This window comes from Joostella sp., from assembly GCF_048266025.1.
Taxonomy (GTDB): Bacteria; Bacteroidota; Bacteroidia; order Flavobacteriales; family Flavobacteriaceae; genus Galbibacter; species Galbibacter atrarenae.
In genome coordinates this window covers 186,193-204,542 of sequence record NZ_JBLXAF010000005.1, presented here as the reverse complement: position 1 = coordinate 204,542, position 18,350 = coordinate 186,193, and the positions used below count along the sequence as shown (strand labels likewise).

Below are 18,350 nucleotides of genomic sequence, written 5' to 3'. Positions count from 1 at the left end.
ATGAATAAAATTTATATATTAGTGTTCTTGACTTGTTAATGTTATTTAAATAATTATAATTAAAAATGAGAAAAAAAAGAGTGTCTATTAAAGATATAGCGGCTCATCTCAATATATCTGTTACTACAGTTTCTTTTGTCTTAAATGGCAAAGCTGAAGAAAAACATATTTCCAAAGAGTTGACAAAAAAGGTGTTAGAATATGCAAGGAAAGTTAATTATTCACCTAATCAAATAGCACAGAGCTTACGTACTGGAAAATCAAAAATATTGGTTTTTATGGTGGAAGATATTTCCAACCCATTTTTTGCCTTATTAGCGAGACTCGTGGAAGATATTGCATATCAGAAAGGATATAAAGTACTTTTTTGTAGTAATGATAATGATGATGGGAAGTCTATAGAATTGATAAACCTTTTTAGAGATAGGCAAGTGGATGGTTTTATAATAGTTCCTTCTCCTGAACTAGAAGGCACCGTTAAGAGCTTACTTTTGGATAATATTCCTGTAGTTATTTTAGATAGGTATTTCTCTTCTTTGGAAGCTAATTATGTACTAACTAATAATAAAGAAGCAACGGAGGTTGCTGTAAATCATTTTATAGAAAACGGATTTAAAAATATAGCATACATTACTATTGATGCTATCCAATCTCAAATGGAAGATAGGTTGTTAGGTTATGTAAGTGTTGCAAAACAGCAAGGGATTCCAAACTTATCATTAGAAATTCCTTTTGAGGAGACTACAAGGGGAAATAGTGAAGTTTATATCAGAAAGTTTATGAAGCAGCACCCTTCTATTGATGCTTTTCTATTTGCAACTAATTATTTAACGCTGGCGGGACTTAAAGTGATTAAGAAAGATTATCCTGGCTTAATTGAAAAGGTTGGAATTATAACTTTTGATGATAATGAGCTTTTCGAAACATATAGTCCCTCAATTACAGCTATATCTCAACCTATGCAGGAAATGGCAAATAATGCTATGTCTTTAATATTGAGTCTTATTAATAAGAAAAAAGCTTTTGATGATTTTGAAAGAATTACATTAAAATCGTCATTAAAAGTTAGGGAATCCTCTGTGCGTAGAAATTCAAAATAAGAGTCTATAAGTACTTCCTTAATCATGAGAAAAAAAACTATGGTAAGTCATATTAATTATTTTATAAAGTAGCTTTTAATTTACTATTGTTATAGGATAATTAGAAGTCGGTATCCATATTATCTTATTAACTTTTCTAATTTTAAAATGTTAAATTTCCAAGATCCTTTATTTTATACAGGGCTATACTGTGTTGTGTAGTATTGTGATACATGTTTTTAAATTTTATGATTTTGTTAAGAAGTTTTGATGTGTAGATTCTGATTACAACCATAATTTATCTAAATTCGTTGTTTATCAATCATTTAAATTTTTCATGAGATACTTTCTTTTAATTGCTTTGATTATAGTCTATGTAATCCCTTCTTTTTCTCAAGAAGTCAACTCTTTTGATGTAGACAATAACCAAATTCGAGAATATATACAGAAGTACAAAAAAGATATCCGAGGACCTTATAGAGATTTGCGTTGGTTTTGTGATGATGGTACTTTTAATATGCCAAAGGAGCCTTGTGGAGATGATGTTGGTGGTGTACAGCGTGCTCGTTATAAGGAGGAAGTGATTGCACTTAGCGAAACAAGTCATGTTTATTTAGGACAAATTCTTTCCACTACAAACTTTGATAAATTTTGGGATCAAGAGAACTATCATTCTAGAATGAAACAATACCAATTAGAAAAATACCTGAAATCTATTGATGATGGTTGGATTAATAGAAGGGCTCAATATTACAGAGGCGCTTTACAAGTTGAGGATGAAGAAGCTTGGGGAAAAGACTTTTTTATATGGTTGCTGAAGGATGAAGAGGTTCTTGAGAAACACTTTTATATGGTACGTCAGGCTATTAAAGATATTCCTCATGCTGGTGATGATAATGTAGCTCAATTGATGAGAAGCCAATCTAAAGTGATTGCAGAAGAATATGAACCTTTCATGGATTTAAGAATTAAAATTCATGGACAGCCACAGCGAACGGATATTGCAAAAGTGGAAGCTTTTAAAAAAGATAACGATACAAAATTAACTCCTTCATTAAAGAAAGAATTTAATGAGCTCATAAAAACTATGAATAAGTACTTTGCACCGGTAAAAATAAGTGCATTGAGCTCTTACTTGGAAACAGTTACAAATGCTGAAATAAAAACTACGGTTACTAATTTTATTGAAGCAAACGAAAATGGTACTGCGGAAGAAAATATAGAGGGAGCATCTGATTTAATGTGGTACATAAGAAATGAGATTACTAATGAAGATTCTGCAATAGGACGTTTAGCTTTAATGGACTTATCTCTTAAGTTAGAAAATATAATCATTAAGAAACTTGACGATTACTCTAATGAAAACTTAGATTCTTTAATAGATAAAATATGTTATTTATCTACTGCTGCTGCAGCTTCTGGATATACAGAAATTTGGGAATGGGAGCAAATAGCAGGAAGTATTCAGAAAACTCAAAATGATTCATTGACATTACAAGAACTAGATGATTTTCTAGTAGCAGCTAGAAAGCAGTTAGAGTGGGGAACAAGTATTAATAAAGCTGTTTATGATGATGTAGTTGGGGTGTATCAAAATTTTGAACCCTTGGTGCATGGTTTCTTAGACGATAAAATAAGAGGTTCTGTTGCGCTTCCTCTTGGAAATGCTATTGGAAAACTCGGAACATTTATTTCGAACGAATCTTCTTTAAATAATCGTGTGTTTAGCTTGTCTAATCAGAGTCACATTCATGGTATAAATCCTGGATATGCTTTTGGAAAACTTGTTGTTGTAGATGGTAATGCGGAAGGTTTGGATGTAGATGCTAAGAATATATATGTTTTTGAGCGTCCTCCGTCAGATTTAAAACCGGTAGCAGGTCTTTTAACTGTTTCTGAAGGAAATTTAGTTTCTCATTTACAATTATTGGCAAGGAATTTAGGGATACCAAATGCTGCTATTTCTAATGACAATTTTTTAGCGTTAAAAGAACATAATGGTGAAAATATATTTTATGCAGTTTCTAATAAAGGAACCGTAATTATTAAACCAGAAGCCGAAATGACGCCAGAAGAACACAAGCTTTTTAGTGCTGGTGCTGTTAGAAATGTTGATATGGTAACTGTGCCTTTAGATAAGATAAATTTAGAACAAACCTCTATTTTAAACCTCCGTGATGTTAATTCTGCATCTTCAGGAATTTATTGTGGACCAAAAGCTGCTAATTTAGGTCAGTTGAAACAGAATTTCCCTGATGAAGTTGTTGAAGGTTTTGTGATTCCATTTGGAATATTCTTTGAGCATATGAAGCAAACGATTCCTGGGGGTGAGGTTTCTTATTGGGAATATCTGACTAGTGTTTTTGCGAAGGCTGACAAAATGAAAGAAAACGGTGCTTCTTCTGATGAGATAGAGAAATTTGAATTGGCAGAATTAGCGAAACTCAGAGCACTTATTTTAGAGATGCCGTTACTTCCTGCTTTTGTAGAGGATTTAGAGGATTCATTTAGTAATATTCTAAACGGTGAGATTGGAGAGGTGCCTGTGTTCTTACGTAGTGATACCAATATGGAGGACTTAAAGAATTTTACTGGTGCTGGGCTTAATTTGACTTTGTTTAATGTGGCTCCAAAAGATGAAATAATTCAAGGTATTAAAACTGTTTGGGCATCACCTTATACAGAACGTAGTTTTAAATGGCGTCAAAAAATATTAAATAACCCAGAGAATGTCTACCCGTCTATCGTTGCAATTCCTGGAGTTAATAATGATTATTCTGGAGTAATGATTACAAAAGGAGTCACTTCCAATCGTAATGATGAAATTACAGTAGCTTTTAGTAGAGGTGTTGGAGGCGCTGTAGATGGTCAAGCTGCAGAAGCTTGGAGTATTAGGAATAATGGTACTTATAAGTTGATATCACCAGCTAGGGAGCCTTCTTATAAAGCACTATCTAAAACTGGAGGAACGGTTACTAAACTAAGTACATTTGAGAAGCCTATCCTAAATAGAAAGAATATGAGTCAGCTTCAAGATTTTAGTAAAGAGCTTATTCAAACAATGACGGCCAAAGGAATGGAAGGTCCATATGATGTAGAACTAGGCTTTGAGAATGATAAATTATGGTTGTTTCAAGTCCGTCCGTACGTAGAAAATAAAAATGCAAAGAGTTCCACATATTTGGAATCGATTACTCCAAAAGTAGATACCAGTAAATCAATACCACTTAACATAAAGCTTTAACAATGAAAAAGACAATTATATTTTCTCTAATAATTATATGTTTTAGTTTTGATAGTTACTATCCTATAGATGGTTACGAATTAACGGGAATTAGACGTCTAGCATATTTAGAGCGTGTTAAAAGTGGAGATGTGAAAAACTTAAAGCTTCCAGAAGGGGCATTAAGGCCTTTAGACTCTATAAAATTGAGACTTGCCAATCCGTTGATGAATGATTTTGATAGTTTGCCATCTGTAGATCCAGTTTTACAAGATGAGGTAGATGGATTGTTTAGAGGACTTAATAAAAATTATTCATTGACAATTTTGGATATGAGTGATAATAAGCCAGTACGTTTTGCTAAGCATAGAGAATCAGTAGGGTATCAACCAGGAAGTGTTGGTAAATTAGTGGTGTTGGCATCATTTTTCACACAGTTAGCTAAGATTTATCCAGATGACTTTGAAGCTAGGAGAGCATTGCTTAAAACTAAAATGATAAAAGCGGGACCATGGGCTTTAAGCGATCATCATACGGTTCCTTTTTATGATTTAGAGACGGAAAAATATACTAAAAGAACCGTAAGAGCATCAGATGTGTTTTCTCTTTATGAATGGTTAGATAATATGGTTTCTGTTAGTAATAATGGGGCTGCAAGTGTAGTATGGAGAGAAGCTTTTTTGATGTGTATCTTCGGAAAAGATTATCCAGCGCTTACATATGAAGAAGGAGAAGAGTATTTTAAAAGTGTTCCTCGTTCAGACTTATCAGAAATGGCTATTAATATGGTTAATAATCCATTAAGAGAGCTTGGTATTTCTGAGGACGAATGGCGTCTTGGTAAGTTTTTTACTTCTGGGGCTGGTAATTATATTCCTGGGATGGGAGGAAGTATAGGTACTCCTATCGGTTTAATAAAATTTGTTATTGCTTTAGAAAAAGGAGAAATTGTAGATAAAGAGTCGAGTCTAGAGATGAAAAGAATCTTATATCTTACAGATAGAAGGATTCGTTATGCTGCATCTACTCGATTAGATAAAGCAGCTGTTTTTTTTAAATCTGGAAGCTTTTATAGCTGTAGGGGGCAAGAGGAGTCTGAAGATGGTTGTGGGAAATATGCAGGGACGGTATTTAATTATATGAACTCTGTAGCAATTGTAGAACATCCAGATGGTACAAGATATGCTGTGTGTCTTATGTCTAATGTCTTGGGTAAAAACTCCGCTTGGGATCACCTTACATTGGCAACGAGAATCGATAAATTAATGCATACAGAGGATAAAGAAACAGAGTAATATTTTAACGGTTTAGGATAGTCTCCTGTGAAGAAAGGTATTCTATAACCTGAAAAGCTTGATTTCTAATTGAAATATTTTTGTCCTTTAATGCCATTTCCAATAAGGGAATAAAATTCTTATTATTAGTTTTTTCAATAAGGTAGATAACAGCATGTTTTAATTTAGTATCATTTCTTTCTAGTAGGAGTTTATAGCATTCAACTTCACTATATATTTTAAGATTTAGCTTTTTTATAAGCTCGTTAGAAATTTCATTATCAACAAGTGCAGATTCAGCAATAGGGATTAGCTCTTTTTTTAGTTGAATATCCAACATGCTATCAAGAAACTCTATGGCATTAGCACGTTGTTCTTCAGGGCCATTTAGAATAATTTGTAATACTGAATCAATGTCTGAAGGAGGATACTTTATCCCTAAAAACCCAAAAATCCTGTGTAATTGCCTATCTAATCTTTGTTCTAATATCCGAATGAGCCCATTTCTGGCTTCCTTTTCTTCTTTATGGTTTTCATTAACATCTTTATATTTAATAATAATCTGAGAATGTAAAGAAGAAAGCATGCTTTCATAGATATAACATTCTTGAAGTATTTTTTCAACTATAAAACGATCTTTTATTTTAAGTTTTGGGTTGTCATTTTTTAGTCTTCGTAACGATTCTATAGCTTCAATGGTGATAGAATATTCCCCTTTTTCAACAATTGTTATTAAAGAGTTTATAGCACTTTGGGAATTAAAATGTTCTATGGCCATTGGTATAAAGATAGCATCTTCATGGTCTTCGATAGCTTCATTTATAATTTTATTTTCCAATTCGCTTATAATATTTTTTCCGTAGCTATTAATAGCATCTAAAGCTGTTTTCCTTATACTTTTCTCTGAAAGTTGCTCGATAATATCATCAAGGAATATTGTTTTCTTTGTTTTAGCAGCGTTATTAATGGCAGCAATAAGAATGTCTTGATCCTTACTCTTAAGGTATTTATGAATTAACGAATAGTATCTCTCGATTTTTAGATTCCCAATAACTTCTAAAATAGTTATAATTTTATTTTTCTCATCCTCCCCTTTTAAGGTCTCTAAAATGGAGATGTCATTGTCTAAATGTTCATATAATCCACAGATACTAATAAGTTTCTTTTTATTATTTAATTCTATTGATAAAGCAATCATGACAGCATTTACTATATCATTATTATCACTCTCAAGTTGATCTTTAATGAAATATGCTGTTTTCTCTTTGAAGTTTCTTAAAAGATATCTAAAAGCATCAATCTGAACTTCAGGATCTTCATCGAATACAAATTCCTTAATTTTAGAGGATAAATCTTTAGTCCTTAATGAATATAAGTTTTCTATTGCTAGTGCTCTTACACTAGAAGATTCATGCTCCAGCAGCTTCTCAATATCATAGAAAAACCTTTCGTCATTAACCTCTTTCGTTCTATTTAGCATATGCAAAATCTGCCCTTCTGAACCAGTTTTAAACACCCTTTTTATTGTATCTACGATGGAAGAAATAGGCATTTCTTCGTAATGATGGTGTTTTTTTGCCTTTGAGTTTGGCGTAGTAAGTAAGTTTTTAAATGCTACTATATATGCTTTTTTTACCTTCAGAATAAAAAATATCCAAAGCGTAATTAGTATTATAGTAATAAAACTAACATGTGTGGTGGTAAGATCTAAACCGTGAATTAAAAAAATAAGAACAAAGCCTGCAATACCCGTAGCGATGCTGTCTATAACTACATCTATATAAGTCTTTGTTTTCTTTTTTATATCTATTGGGATTGGGATTACAAGTAATTCCATTGCAGCTTTATTTACCGATTGTTTTAAGCTACCATCTACTATTTTTATAAAAATTATAACTGCTAAAACTGGAAATAATAGTAAGAGTATGGAACCGATTAAAATTCCTGTTGGAAGCCATAGTAACGAATTAGCGACGCCAAATGTCCCAACAATTTTTTTGGTAAAGAAAAGTTGAATAAGGAGCGAGATTACACTCAGCGTAGAGAACCAAAATCCAAAAAATGAAGTAAGTTTCTCTGGGTCGTCAAATGTTTTAAGAGCAAAATCATTATACTGGAAATCTACTAATTTGGCTACGATTACACTTATTCCTACGACACAAGAAATATAGGTAAGTAGCTTAGAGTTCCAAATAAGTTTTAATGGAGACGCTCCTTTATGTTCAATTCTTTTAGACATAGGAACGTGGTGCGTTTTATCGACCTCATTATTCCACATATATCTTGTTATTGGAATGCAACCTGATAGTACTATGGCTGCTACGAATAAAATGTTTTCAGAGCTTATAAAATAAGTAAGAACGGAGGTAAGATATCCTCCAAAAATACCTCCAGCAATAGCTCCAGCTCCAATAAAACCAAAAACTCTTTTTGCTTCACGTACATTATAAACAAGATTAGCTAAAATCCAGAACTGTGAAGCTGTTAAAAGTCCATATATGGCTACCCAAATATATGGGATAAACATAAAGTTGCCATGCGCAACTTTAAAAGTGAAGGCAAAGCCAAATATTATCAGGGATAGAATACACCCAATAAGCGTTCTCGTGATAATTTTATTTAAAGTGCATACTTCTAGCCATTTATCATAGAAGTAATATCCGATGATAGCAGAAATAGCAGTAAGGATATATGCTTGTGGAAGTGCCTCTGCAGTTAGTTCTGTTAAGAATAGGGAACTAATAGTAGGCTTAACAATAAGAAGCGTAGTTATTATAAGAAAAATATTGAGCTGCAATAAAAGTGTTTTACGCAGCTCATCTTCTTGTATATCAAATATTTTTAAAAGAGATAATCTTAATTTTTCTCCAAATAGCATTAATGAATTTTATTATTGTTTGATTGTTTTTTCAACAGGGAGCACCAAATTTCTCATAATTTGTTCTCCATTGGCATCTTCTATCAAAGCTACTAAAATATATTTTCTTTTCTCACCCCAAACTAAAACAGAATCTGCATGCCAGTTTTTCCAAGTTCCAGATTTGCGATATAAAACCGAATTAGGGTCTATTTTCATTAATGTATTTACAAATTTATGATGTAATTCTGGGTCTTTAAGCATGGCAAGCATATGTTCTGAGCGTTCTTTTGAAACTAACTCTCCATTTGCTAAATTAAAATAGAACCTACATACTTGGTCTGCAGTTGCTGCATGACTTAAATTTTTAATAGGCTCTCTATTTGTAGCACCGCCAGCAGCATATCTTTTACCAACCCATAATCCGCCACCATTTTGCTTTTCATAAAGGTGATATTGGTCGCATGTTAAAACTTCTTCAATTTTTTTATATCCTACTTTATCAATGAGTCTTGTAGCCGCTTGGTTGTTCGACTTGCTAATCATTAAGCGCATGTCCTTTTCTATTTCAGGAGTATGTCTTAATTCTCCTTTCTCAAGAGCATCTTCAACAGCTAATAATATTGCAATCTTAGGTAGACTAGCCGCATACATCATATTATCACCATTAATACTTGCAAATCTTGGATTGGTAGCATCTGTAAGATCTACAACACCGATAGACATTTTCTTAGCATCAATAAGTTGTTTCCACTTAGTGTTTTTTGAAACTTCTCTTAATAATGATTTCTGAAGATCCTTATTAAAATAGTTTTTTAAAGGTTTCGTTGCATACTCATTTAATGGCAGCGAAATGTTTTTAGGCTTATAACTATTAGTAATAGTATCTCTAGAAAACTTCTTTAGTAAATTGTTAGTAAGGTTATTGTTTTTGGCATGTGTACTGTATCCAATCAGTACAAAAAACACCAATGTAGCGCAAATGGCTCCATACTTTATTCTATCAAGCTTCATCATCTTAGAATTAAGTTGTTATAAATGTGTGCAATAGTAATCATTTTTTTGAATCAATGCTTTATTTTTTGAATATTTAACGCTCTAATATGCAAATAATTATATAGTTTTTTGAAAAAATATTTTAATTGTCTGAAAATTCTTATTTATAATTCTTTTTGCTACTTATACCGTGTGTCCTTATTTCCTTTTCATATTAAGTGTATTATTATACGTAATTGTAGTCTTTTTATGGTTAAATGAATAGAAGCGATTCCCTTTTTTCATAAATTTATGAGGAGTGTTAATTTAATTAATGGATTATTAACAAGCTTAATTCAGTGATCTCTCGAATAATTCATGGTTATTTAGTAGAGATTAGGAATGTCTGATATTTTTTGTTTAACTTTATGATTATATAATTAAACAAAATTATTAGATTTGCTAAAGTTTAGAACGAATTATAAAATCTACTTTGATTGGTATGGGGAATAATGTAATAATTATAGGTTCAGGATTTTCCTCATTAGCAGCTGCATGTTATTTACAAAAGTCAGGCAAGAATGTAACTGTATTAGAAAAAAATGAGCAAATAGGGGGAAGGGCTTCTGTTTTGGAAGAAGATGGTTTTAAGTTTGATATGGGACCTTCTTGGTATTGGATGCCAGATATTTTCGAGCGTTTTTTTAATGACTTTGATAAGGAAGTTTCTGATTATTATCAATTGAAAAAGTTATCTCCTGCATACAATGTTTATTTCGGAGAGAATGATTTTGTAACTATTGCAGATAAACTTGATACTATTATAAATACATTTGAAGAGACAGATCCAGGAAGTGGTAAGAAATTAGAAAAGTTTATAAAAGAGGCTAAGAAGAATTATGATGTGGCTATGCAGGAATTAGTCTACAAACCAGGGATTTCTATTTTGGAACTTGTTACTTCAGAGACTGTTTCTCGGCTGAATCTTTTTGTTACTAACATCTCTTCAGAAGTAAAAAAAATTACTAAGAATAAAAAACTACAAAGTATACTTGAATTTCCTGTACTCTTTTTAGGAGCTAAGCCAGAAAAAACTCCTGCTTTCTATAACTTTATGAATTATGCAGATTTTGGAGGGGGCACATGGTATCCTGAAGGAGGAATGAATGAAATCGTGAAAGGAATGGTAAGCTTAGGAAAGTCTCTTGGAGTAAATTATCGGGTTAATGAAGAGGTAATAGCGATTAAAGCTGAGAATGGTAATGTAAAATCAGTTAAAACGAATCTTAAAGATTATAATGTGGATATAGTTGTTTCTGGTGCAGATTATGCACATACAGAAACGCTGTTATCTTCAGAATTACGCAACTTCAAGGAGGAATATTGGGATAAGAAAACTTTTGCTCCTTCTGCTTTTTTGTATTATGTAGGATTTACGGGAGATGCTGAAGAATTAGAGCATCATAATTTATTTTTCGATACTGATTTTAAACTGCATGCCGAAGAAATTTATGATAAAAAGTGCTTGCCAGGAGCTCCGCTTTTTTATGCTAACTTTCCATCTAAAACGGATAAATCCCTAGCACCAAAAGGAATGTCGACAGCATTTTTTCTTATTCCAGTAGCTGTTGATATAGATGACAATGAGCAGATGCACGATCGTTATTTTGATTTAATAATGAAACGCATAGAAAAGTGTACAGGTGTAACTTTAAAAGATAGAATCGTATTTAAGAAATCTTTTGGAGTTAATGATTTTAAAACTAGGTATCATTCCTGTAAAGGGAATGCTTACGGACTCGCAAATACACTATTACAAACGTCTATATTGAGACCTGGAATAAGAAATAAAAAAGTAAACAACCTATTTTACACAGGACAATTAACCGTTCCTGGGCCGGGAGTCCCTCCAGCTCTTATTTCTGGAAAAATTGTTAGTGATTATATTTTAAAACAAAACCTATGACAACCAACTACAAGCTATATCAAAATGTATGTGCTGAAACCAGTAAAATGGTGACAAAAAAGTACAGTACATCTTTCTCGAGGTCTATAATTTATTTGACTCCAGAAATTCGCGAAAACATATATAATATCTATGGTTTTGTACGTTTTGCAGATGAGATTGTAGATACTTTCTATGAGCATGATCGTAAAATTTTATTAGACAGATTTGTAGAAGATTATCATTTAGCCTACAATCAGGGGATTTCATTGAATCCTATTCTTCAAGCTTTTTGCAGGACTCAAAAGGAGTATAATATTCCGCAGCACTTAGTTGATGCATTTATAGAATCTATGTATATGGATTTAGGGGAGATGAAAGATTTAAACTCAGAAGAATATAAAAATTATATATATGGATCTGCTGAGGTTGTTGGTTTAATGTGTTTAAATGTTTTTCTTAAAGGAAATGAAAAGGAATATGAAGCTTTAAAACCATATGCTCAAAGTTTTGGTGCTGCTTTACAAAAAGTGAATTTCTTGAGAGATATTAGTGCAGATTTTCATCAATTAAATCGTACTTACTTTCCAAATGTGGATTTTAATTGCTTTACTTTAGAAGATAAAATTAAGATAGAAGAAGATATTAAAAAAGATTTTCATGAAGCTATGAAGGGGATAAAAAAACTCCCGCTGTCTTCACGTTTTGCAGTCTATCTTGCGTATCTTTATTATACTAGTCTCTTTAAGAAGATCAAAAAAACTGACTCGGAATTACTATTTAAAAAGAGAATCCGAGTGAATAATTTTGAAAAAGTAATGTTATTTTCTAGAATTTATATTCAGAAAAGCTTAAAAATACAGATATGAATTTCATAATTTATCCATTAGTAACGATACTTGTTTTTTGCCTGATGGAAGGGGTAACATGGCTTACACATAAATATGTAATGCATGGCTTTATGTGGTATTTTCATGATGATCATCACCAACCTGGGTATCCTCATACTTTTGAGAGAAACGATTTCTTTTTTGTGATTTTTGCAATCCCCTGTATAGCGTTGTTTTACTTTGGAACAATGGATGGGATTAATATACTATTTTTTATAGGTCTTGGAATTCTCTTCTACGGAATAGCCTATTTCTTGGTCCATGATGTGCTAATACACCAGCGTTTTAAATGGTTTAAAAGAACAAATAATAAGTATTTAAAAGGGTTGAGAAAGGCGCACAAAATACATCATAAACATTTGGGGAAAGAAGATGGAGAATGCTTCGGAATGCTTTTTGTCCCTAAGAAATATTTTAAAATGTAGTGGAAAAGTATCTTTATTTATTATTGGATGTTTTTAGTTTCTTAATACCTTTTCTTTATAGTTTTGAGCGTAAACGCCTTCATTTTATTCAATATTGGAAGCCTTATTTTGCAGCTATTATTCTTGTAGGAGTCTTCTTTGTAGGCTGGGATATTTACTTCACTATTGAGGATGTTTGGGGTTTTAACGATCGTTATTTAGTAGGAATAGATATTTTTCACCTCCCAATAGAAGAGTGGCTTTTCTTTTTATTAATTCCATACGCAAGTAATTTTATTCACTATTCATTACTGTACTTTTTTCCTTCACCGAGACTAGGCGCTAAAACAGTTAAATATATAAGCGCATTACTATTTTTAGTTGCAGTTTCTGTAGCCATTACAAATTACAATAAGATTTATACGCTATGTAGCTTTGGACTGTTTAGCTTGTTAATGTTCCTTCAAATTATAAGAAATTACAGTGTTTTAAGAAGATATCTACTGTCTTTTTTAATAATTCTAATTCCTTTTTATATTGTTAATTCATGGCTTACAGGATCTTTTACAGATGAGCCAATTGTGTATTATAACGATATGGAGAATTTAGGAATTAGAGTTGGTACTATTCCTGTCGAGGATTTCTTTTATTGTTTTTCTCTGCTCTACGGAAGTGTTTTATTGTTTGAATATTTTAAAAGAACTAACAATGAGTCTTAAGCTTACATATCAGTCTGGAATTTATCAATTGAAAACTTCTCAAATTTTAAATTCAGAAATCGAAACAGTTTGGGATTATTTTTCAAAGCCTAAAAACTTAAATGAACTTACTCCAAAGGATATGGATTTTAAGATAACTTCTTCACCATCTGAAGAAGCGTATGCAGGGCAGATAATTACTTATTCTATTAAAATCCTTCCTTTTGTTCGCTCAAACTGGGTTACGGAAATAACACACGTTGAAAATCAGAAGATTTTTATAGACGAGCAACGTTTTGGTCCATATGTTATGTGGCATCATGAACATCATTTTAAAAGTACTCCCGACGGAAAAACAGCAATGAATGATATTGTGTCTTATAAATTGCCATTAGGGTTTTTAGGAAGATTAGTAGCCGGTAAAATAATAGGAAATCGTATTAAAAAAATTTTTAACTTTAGGGAAACAGCTACAGATGCTATTTTTAGAAAATGAATACACGTTGATTTGTAAATAAAAATGTGACCATTTTCTAGTTTTTGTGTCTAAATGAGTAAAACCCAACTATGAGCTTAAACGATATATTATTTTGGATCGATCACAAGTAGACGATAATATAGATGATGAGACGCTCGTAGCTAAGATTGTAGCTACAAATAACACGCATTTATTTGCCATTTTATACGATAGGTATTCACATGTTGTATATAACAAATGCCTCAGTTTTACACATGCTTCAGAGGAGGCACAGGATCTAACTCACGATATATTTATTCATTTATTTTTAAAGCTTAAAACCTATAAAGGAAATGCTAAGTTTTCTACATGGTTATATTCTTTTACCTATAATTTCTGTGTTAATTATGTGCAACGTAATATGAATAAGAGGAATGAAAAATTCATTTTAACTGATGAAATACCAACCAATACCGAAAATTATGAAGAAATTGATGACCAAAACATTTATCAAATGAAGTCTGACAACCTAAATCTGGCCCTTAAAGAGATGGAGCCAAATGATAAAATGATCTTGTTGATGCGTTATCAAGATGATTTGTCGATTAAAGATATTCAAGATTTATTAGAGATAGGTGCCAGCGCAGTTAAAATGCGATTGAATAGAGCTAAAGGACGTTTAATTGAAATATATAACAACCTGTAGTAATGGATAATCCTTTCAAAAAAATAATAAACAACGAGAAATTACCAGAATCTGTAAAAGGGAAGGTAATGGAAGATGTTGATATAATTAAATTATCGCTAGATATTGCAGATCTATTTATGATAAAGTATCCAGATACATTGACTGACATTTTAAATTTAAAAGATAAAGATGAATAAAATTATACAAGCAAACCTAAATTTTGAAATACTAAGCAACCTATATAGTGACTTTGTAGATGTGTTGCCAATTATTTTAGGAACTATTTTTTATATAGTTATAAGCTGGCTTTTGCTGAAGTTTATATTATTTATAGTAAAGAAATCTCTTAAGTTTACTAAAATAGATTCTCTTTTTGAAAATGCAAATGATAAAAATCCTTTATTCGGTTCTAGCATCAAAATAAAGCCAACAAAGATAATTTTAGCCTTTATAAAATGGTTTTTAATATTGATTTTAATTATTGTAGGTTCAGATATATTAGGACTTACCATTGTTTCTAATGAAGTAGGGAAATTAGTTGAATACCTTCCAAAGATATTCAGTGCTGTATTGATATTCTTTGTGGGAATTTATGGTGCCATTCTTCTGAGAAAGACAATCCAATCTGGATTGAAAGCTTTCGACATGAACGGATCAAAGGCAATAAGTATGATTGTTTTTTATTTAGTTTTTGTAGTGGTATCTGTAATGGCTTTAAATCAAGCAGGAGTAGATACAGAAATAATCACTAAAAACTTTTTCCTAATTATAGGTGCATTTTTAGCAGCCTTTGCAATAGCATTAGGACTCGGTTCTCGAGAGGTGATTTTTAGATTGTTATTAGGTTTTTATTCTAGAAAGAATTTTGCCATAGGTAAACGTATTAGGTTTGATGATGTAGAGGGCGTAGTCCTTTCTATAAATAATATATCTATGGTAATAAAAAGTGATGATAATAAGAAGATAGTGGTGCCAATAAAATTAATTGTAAATAAAAAAATAGAAATTTTAGACTAATTAAACCTATGTTTATCAGTTTATTAGATTCGTTTTTATTAAATAGTTTTAAAAAAATATAAAAAAAGATGTGACCTATTAGAAAATGATGTGTCTAAATTAATACAAGAGAAGTTTGAGGGAACTTTTTTAGGATAACACACAATTAATAGACATCATTTATGGAAATGTTTTTTTTACTTATTCAGCTTTTATTTTTGCCAGGTTTAATTTTATTGGGTTTAATTAGTTGGTATGACTATAAAAAGTCTAAAGAGAGCTATATGAAATTGAAAAATGCAGTGGTAAAGAAAGATTTTTAATAAGATGTTGCACTTTGGGGAAGTGTATTGAAACCACATTTTTCTAAAAAATTGAAACGGGGCTTAATTTATTAAGTCCCGTTTTTTTATGTACTATATTTAGCATACCATAATATTATTATTGTAGCTATTCAAAAGCTATAATTATAGTGTTTACTATCGCATCGCTTTGTTTAAAATACCCATAACACCTCTAATAAAATTAGCACTAGTAAGTACTTTAAGAATAGGGTTCATAGCGCTACTTTTTCTAGTAGTACTTTTAGAAACCTTTTTTTGAGCCTCCTTTGCTTTTTCTTGGGCTTCTTCTGTTTGAGACTTTTCTATTTTACGATTTAGAATCTCGTAAGCGCTATCTCTATCAATTACTTCATTGTATTTATTAATGAGTTTAGAATTGTTCAAGACATCTTCTATTTCTGAGTCAGTAAGTATGTCCATTCTACTCATGGGTGCTCTAAGCATGGTTGCAGAAAGTGGAGTAGGTCGTCCTTTTTCATCTAAAGCAGAGATTAAAGCTTCTCCAATCCCTAACGATGTAAGCACTTCCGCAGTATTATAAAATTCAGAAATAGGATAGTTCTCGGCAGTTAACTTTATAGCTTTTCTGTCTTTAGCAGTAAAAGCACGTAATGCATGTTGTATCTTAAGACCTAGCTGAGATAATACAGCATCCGGTACATCGGTTGGATTTTGAGTAACAAAATAAAGACCAATTCCTTTTGAACGAATCAATTTTACAATGCTCTCTATTTGATTTGTTAGAGCAGAGGAAGCTTCGTTAAATATTAGGTGAGCTTCATCTATAAAAATGACTAATTCTGGTCTGTCGCTATCTCCTTGTTCAGGGAAAGTAGAATATACTTCTGCTAGCAAGCTTAGCATAAAGGTAGAAAAGAGCTTAGGCTTGTCTTGAATATCTGTTAGTCTAATGATATTTATAAAACCTTGTCCGTTTTCATCAATTCGAACCAAATCGTCAACATCAAAAGATTTTTCTCCAAAAAATAAATCGGCTCCTTGCTGTTCTAGTTCTATAATCTTTCTTAAGATAGCTCCCGTAGAAGAAGTTGAAATTCTTCCGTAAGATTCCTTAAATTCTTCTTTGCCTTCAGAAGTAGCATATTGTAATATTTTTTTGAAATCTTTTAAGTCTAGGAGTGGTAATTTATTATCATCGCAATATTTAAAAAGTACAGCTACAATTCCTTGCTGTGTATCGGTAAGATCTAAAATTCGCGACAATAAAATAGGTCCAAACTCTGAAACAGTAGCCCTTAGTTTCACACCTTTTTGCTCTGAGAGTGTAAGAATATCAATTGGGAATTTTTTAGCTTGATACGGAAAACCAATTTTAGCATGACGCTCGTCAATTTTAGCATTCTTGTCACCAGGTTGTGCTAGTCCGCTCAAATCCCCTTTTAAGTCCATTAATAAAACAGGAATTCCTTTTTCAGACAGGTTTTCTGCTAGAATCTGAAGGGTTTTAGTTTTTCCAGTCCCTGTGGCTCCGGCAATAAGTCCATGACGATTTAAAGTTTTAAGAGGGATTTTTACATAGGCTTCTTGTATCGGTTCGCCATCTAACATTGCGGCTCCCATATTAATATAATCTCCTTTGGTAGTATTTCCTTCTGTTATATGCTTAAAAAAAGCTTCTTTATTGCTCATAAACTTAAATTCTTTGCTACTAAAATAGTCTAAACTTTATTAAGTTGAAAGGGATATTTTCTAATAACTTACTTATGTATGATTGTATGAAAAGTTAATTTCTGTAACGAATGATTATTTAGTAGGATAAGCTATTTTTTTCTAAAATGAGAAACAATATAACTTCATAACTAAGGAGCTTAAAAAATATAAAAGGAAACCGTATCTTTGCAGCATGACAAAAGAAGCAATTTTAGCGAAGGTAAATGCAGGAGAAATGCTTCCATTAATGGAGGAGTTTTACACGATACAAGGAGAGGGATTTCATAAAGGAACAGCAGCTTATTTTATAAGAATAGGAGGTTGTGATGTAGGTTGCCATTGGTGTGATGTGAAAGAAAGTTGGAATGCAGATACGCATCCCCCGACTGCTGTGGAAACCATTGTTGAGAATGCTGCTAAATATTCTGATACAATTGTAATTACTGGAGGGGAACCTCTAACTTGGGATATGACCTATATTACCTCTAAGTTGAAAGAGAAGGGATTGAAAATCCACATAGAAACTTCTGGGGCTTATGAGCTAACTGGTACTTGGGATTGGATTTGTTTATCTCCAAAAAAGTTGAAACTGCCAACAGCTGAAGTGTATGAGAAAGCACATGAGTTGAAGTGTATTGTTTATAATAAAAATGACTTTAAGTTTGCTGAAGAGCAAGCAGCAAAAGTTAATAAAGATTGCATTTTATACCTGCAACCAGAATGGAGTAAGCGTGATACCATTATTCCTGAAATTGTAGAGTATGTAATGAAAAATCCTAAATGGAAAGTATCTCTACAGACTCATAAATACCTAAACATTCCATAAAGGGCGCGTAGTATCTCTTTTTA

The 18,350-nt window shown here is 31.8% G+C and carries 15 protein-coding genes; 12 read left to right on the top strand and 3 right to left on the bottom strand.

Translation table 11 applies throughout. The features are described 5' to 3' along the window. Positions 1-65: 65 nt before the first annotated feature. The 3 genes from ACN0TY_RS10750 (at position 66) to ACN0TY_RS10740 (ending at position 5,597) form a co-directional block, all read left to right on the top strand. Complete coding sequence (locus ACN0TY_RS10750; RefSeq protein ID WP_417444489.1) at positions 66-1,100, top strand: LacI family DNA-binding transcriptional regulator; 1,035 nt, start codon at positions 66-68, stop codon at positions 1,098-1,100. A gap of 316 nt (positions 1,101-1,416) precedes the next feature. Beyond that, complete coding sequence (locus tag ACN0TY_RS10745) at positions 1,417-4,323, top strand: PEP/pyruvate-binding domain-containing protein (protein ID WP_417444488.1); 2,907 nt, start codon at positions 1,417-1,419, stop codon at positions 4,321-4,323. Positions 4,324-4,325: 2 nt separating this feature from the next. Further along, positions 4,326-5,597 carry a serine hydrolase gene (locus ACN0TY_RS10740; protein ID WP_417444487.1) on the top strand — a complete coding sequence of 424 codons (1,272 nt, stop codon included), beginning with the start codon at positions 4,326-4,328 and terminating at the stop codon, positions 5,595-5,597. Positions 5,598-5,601: 4 nt separating this feature from the next. On the opposite strand, the gene ACN0TY_RS10735 is transcribed toward ACN0TY_RS10740, so the two are convergent. Beyond that, complete coding sequence (locus tag ACN0TY_RS10735; protein ID WP_417444486.1) at positions 5,602-8,454, bottom strand: Npt1/Npt2 family nucleotide transporter; 2,853 nt, start codon at positions 8,452-8,454, stop codon at positions 5,602-5,604. 12 nt (positions 8,455-8,466) lie between these two features. Then, complete coding sequence (locus ACN0TY_RS10730) at positions 8,467-9,450, bottom strand: serine hydrolase (protein ID WP_236959613.1); 984 nt, start codon at positions 9,448-9,450, stop codon at positions 8,467-8,469. 460 nt (positions 9,451-9,910) lie between these two features. On the opposite strand from ACN0TY_RS10730, the gene ACN0TY_RS10725 reads away from it, so the two are divergent. The 8 genes from ACN0TY_RS10725 (at position 9,911) to ACN0TY_RS10690 (ending at position 15,507) form a co-directional block, all read left to right on the top strand. Further along, positions 9,911-11,374, top strand: a complete 1,464-nt coding sequence (locus ACN0TY_RS10725) for a phytoene desaturase family protein (RefSeq protein ID WP_417444485.1) — start codon at positions 9,911-9,913, stop codon at positions 11,372-11,374. Continuing rightward, positions 11,371-12,222 carry a phytoene/squalene synthase family protein gene (locus ACN0TY_RS10720; RefSeq protein ID WP_236959611.1) on the top strand — a complete coding sequence of 284 codons (852 nt, stop codon included), beginning with the start codon at positions 11,371-11,373 and terminating at the stop codon, positions 12,220-12,222. Before ACN0TY_RS10725 ends, ACN0TY_RS10720 begins: the two co-directional genes overlap by 4 nt. Then, positions 12,219-12,668 (top strand): sterol desaturase family protein, encoded by a 450-nt coding sequence (locus tag ACN0TY_RS10715; RefSeq protein WP_236959610.1) that lies wholly within the window; start codon positions 12,219-12,221, stop codon positions 12,666-12,668. Before ACN0TY_RS10720 ends, ACN0TY_RS10715 begins: the two co-directional genes overlap by 4 nt. Then, positions 12,668-13,366, top strand: a complete 699-nt coding sequence (locus ACN0TY_RS10710) for a lycopene cyclase domain-containing protein (protein WP_417444484.1) — start codon at positions 12,668-12,670, stop codon at positions 13,364-13,366. The genes ACN0TY_RS10715 and ACN0TY_RS10710 overlap by 1 nt, the downstream gene beginning before the upstream one ends. Then, a complete protein-coding gene (locus ACN0TY_RS10705) occupies positions 13,356-13,841 on the top strand; it encodes an SRPBCC family protein (protein WP_417444483.1) in 486 nt (161 codons plus the stop codon). The genes ACN0TY_RS10710 and ACN0TY_RS10705 overlap by 11 nt, the downstream gene beginning before the upstream one ends. 94 nt (positions 13,842-13,935) lie before the next feature. After that, positions 13,936-14,508, top strand: a complete 573-nt coding sequence (locus ACN0TY_RS10700; protein WP_417444482.1) for an RNA polymerase sigma factor — start codon at positions 13,936-13,938, stop codon at positions 14,506-14,508. Positions 14,509-14,510: 2 nt separating this feature from the next. Next, positions 14,511-14,687, top strand: coding sequence for a hypothetical protein (locus tag ACN0TY_RS10695; protein WP_417444481.1), 177 nt, complete (start codon positions 14,511-14,513; stop codon positions 14,685-14,687). Continuing rightward, positions 14,680-15,507 carry a mechanosensitive ion channel family protein gene (locus tag ACN0TY_RS10690; RefSeq protein ID WP_417444480.1) on the top strand — a complete coding sequence of 276 codons (828 nt, stop codon included), beginning with the start codon at positions 14,680-14,682 and terminating at the stop codon, positions 15,505-15,507. The genes ACN0TY_RS10695 and ACN0TY_RS10690 overlap by 8 nt, the downstream gene beginning before the upstream one ends. Positions 15,508-15,965: 458 nt before the next feature. Here ACN0TY_RS10690 and ACN0TY_RS10685 read toward each other — a convergent pair whose 3' ends face one another. Next, positions 15,966-17,480 carry a helicase HerA-like domain-containing protein gene (locus tag ACN0TY_RS10685; RefSeq protein ID WP_417444479.1) on the bottom strand — a complete coding sequence of 505 codons (1,515 nt, stop codon included), beginning with the start codon at positions 17,478-17,480 and terminating at the stop codon, positions 15,966-15,968. A 214-nt stretch (positions 17,481-17,694) separates the two neighbouring features. Between ACN0TY_RS10685 and ACN0TY_RS10680 the strand changes: the two genes are divergently transcribed. Next, a complete protein-coding gene (locus ACN0TY_RS10680) occupies positions 17,695-18,327 on the top strand; it encodes a 7-carboxy-7-deazaguanine synthase QueE (protein WP_417444478.1) in 633 nt (210 codons plus the stop codon). Positions 18,328-18,350 lie beyond the last annotated feature (23 nt).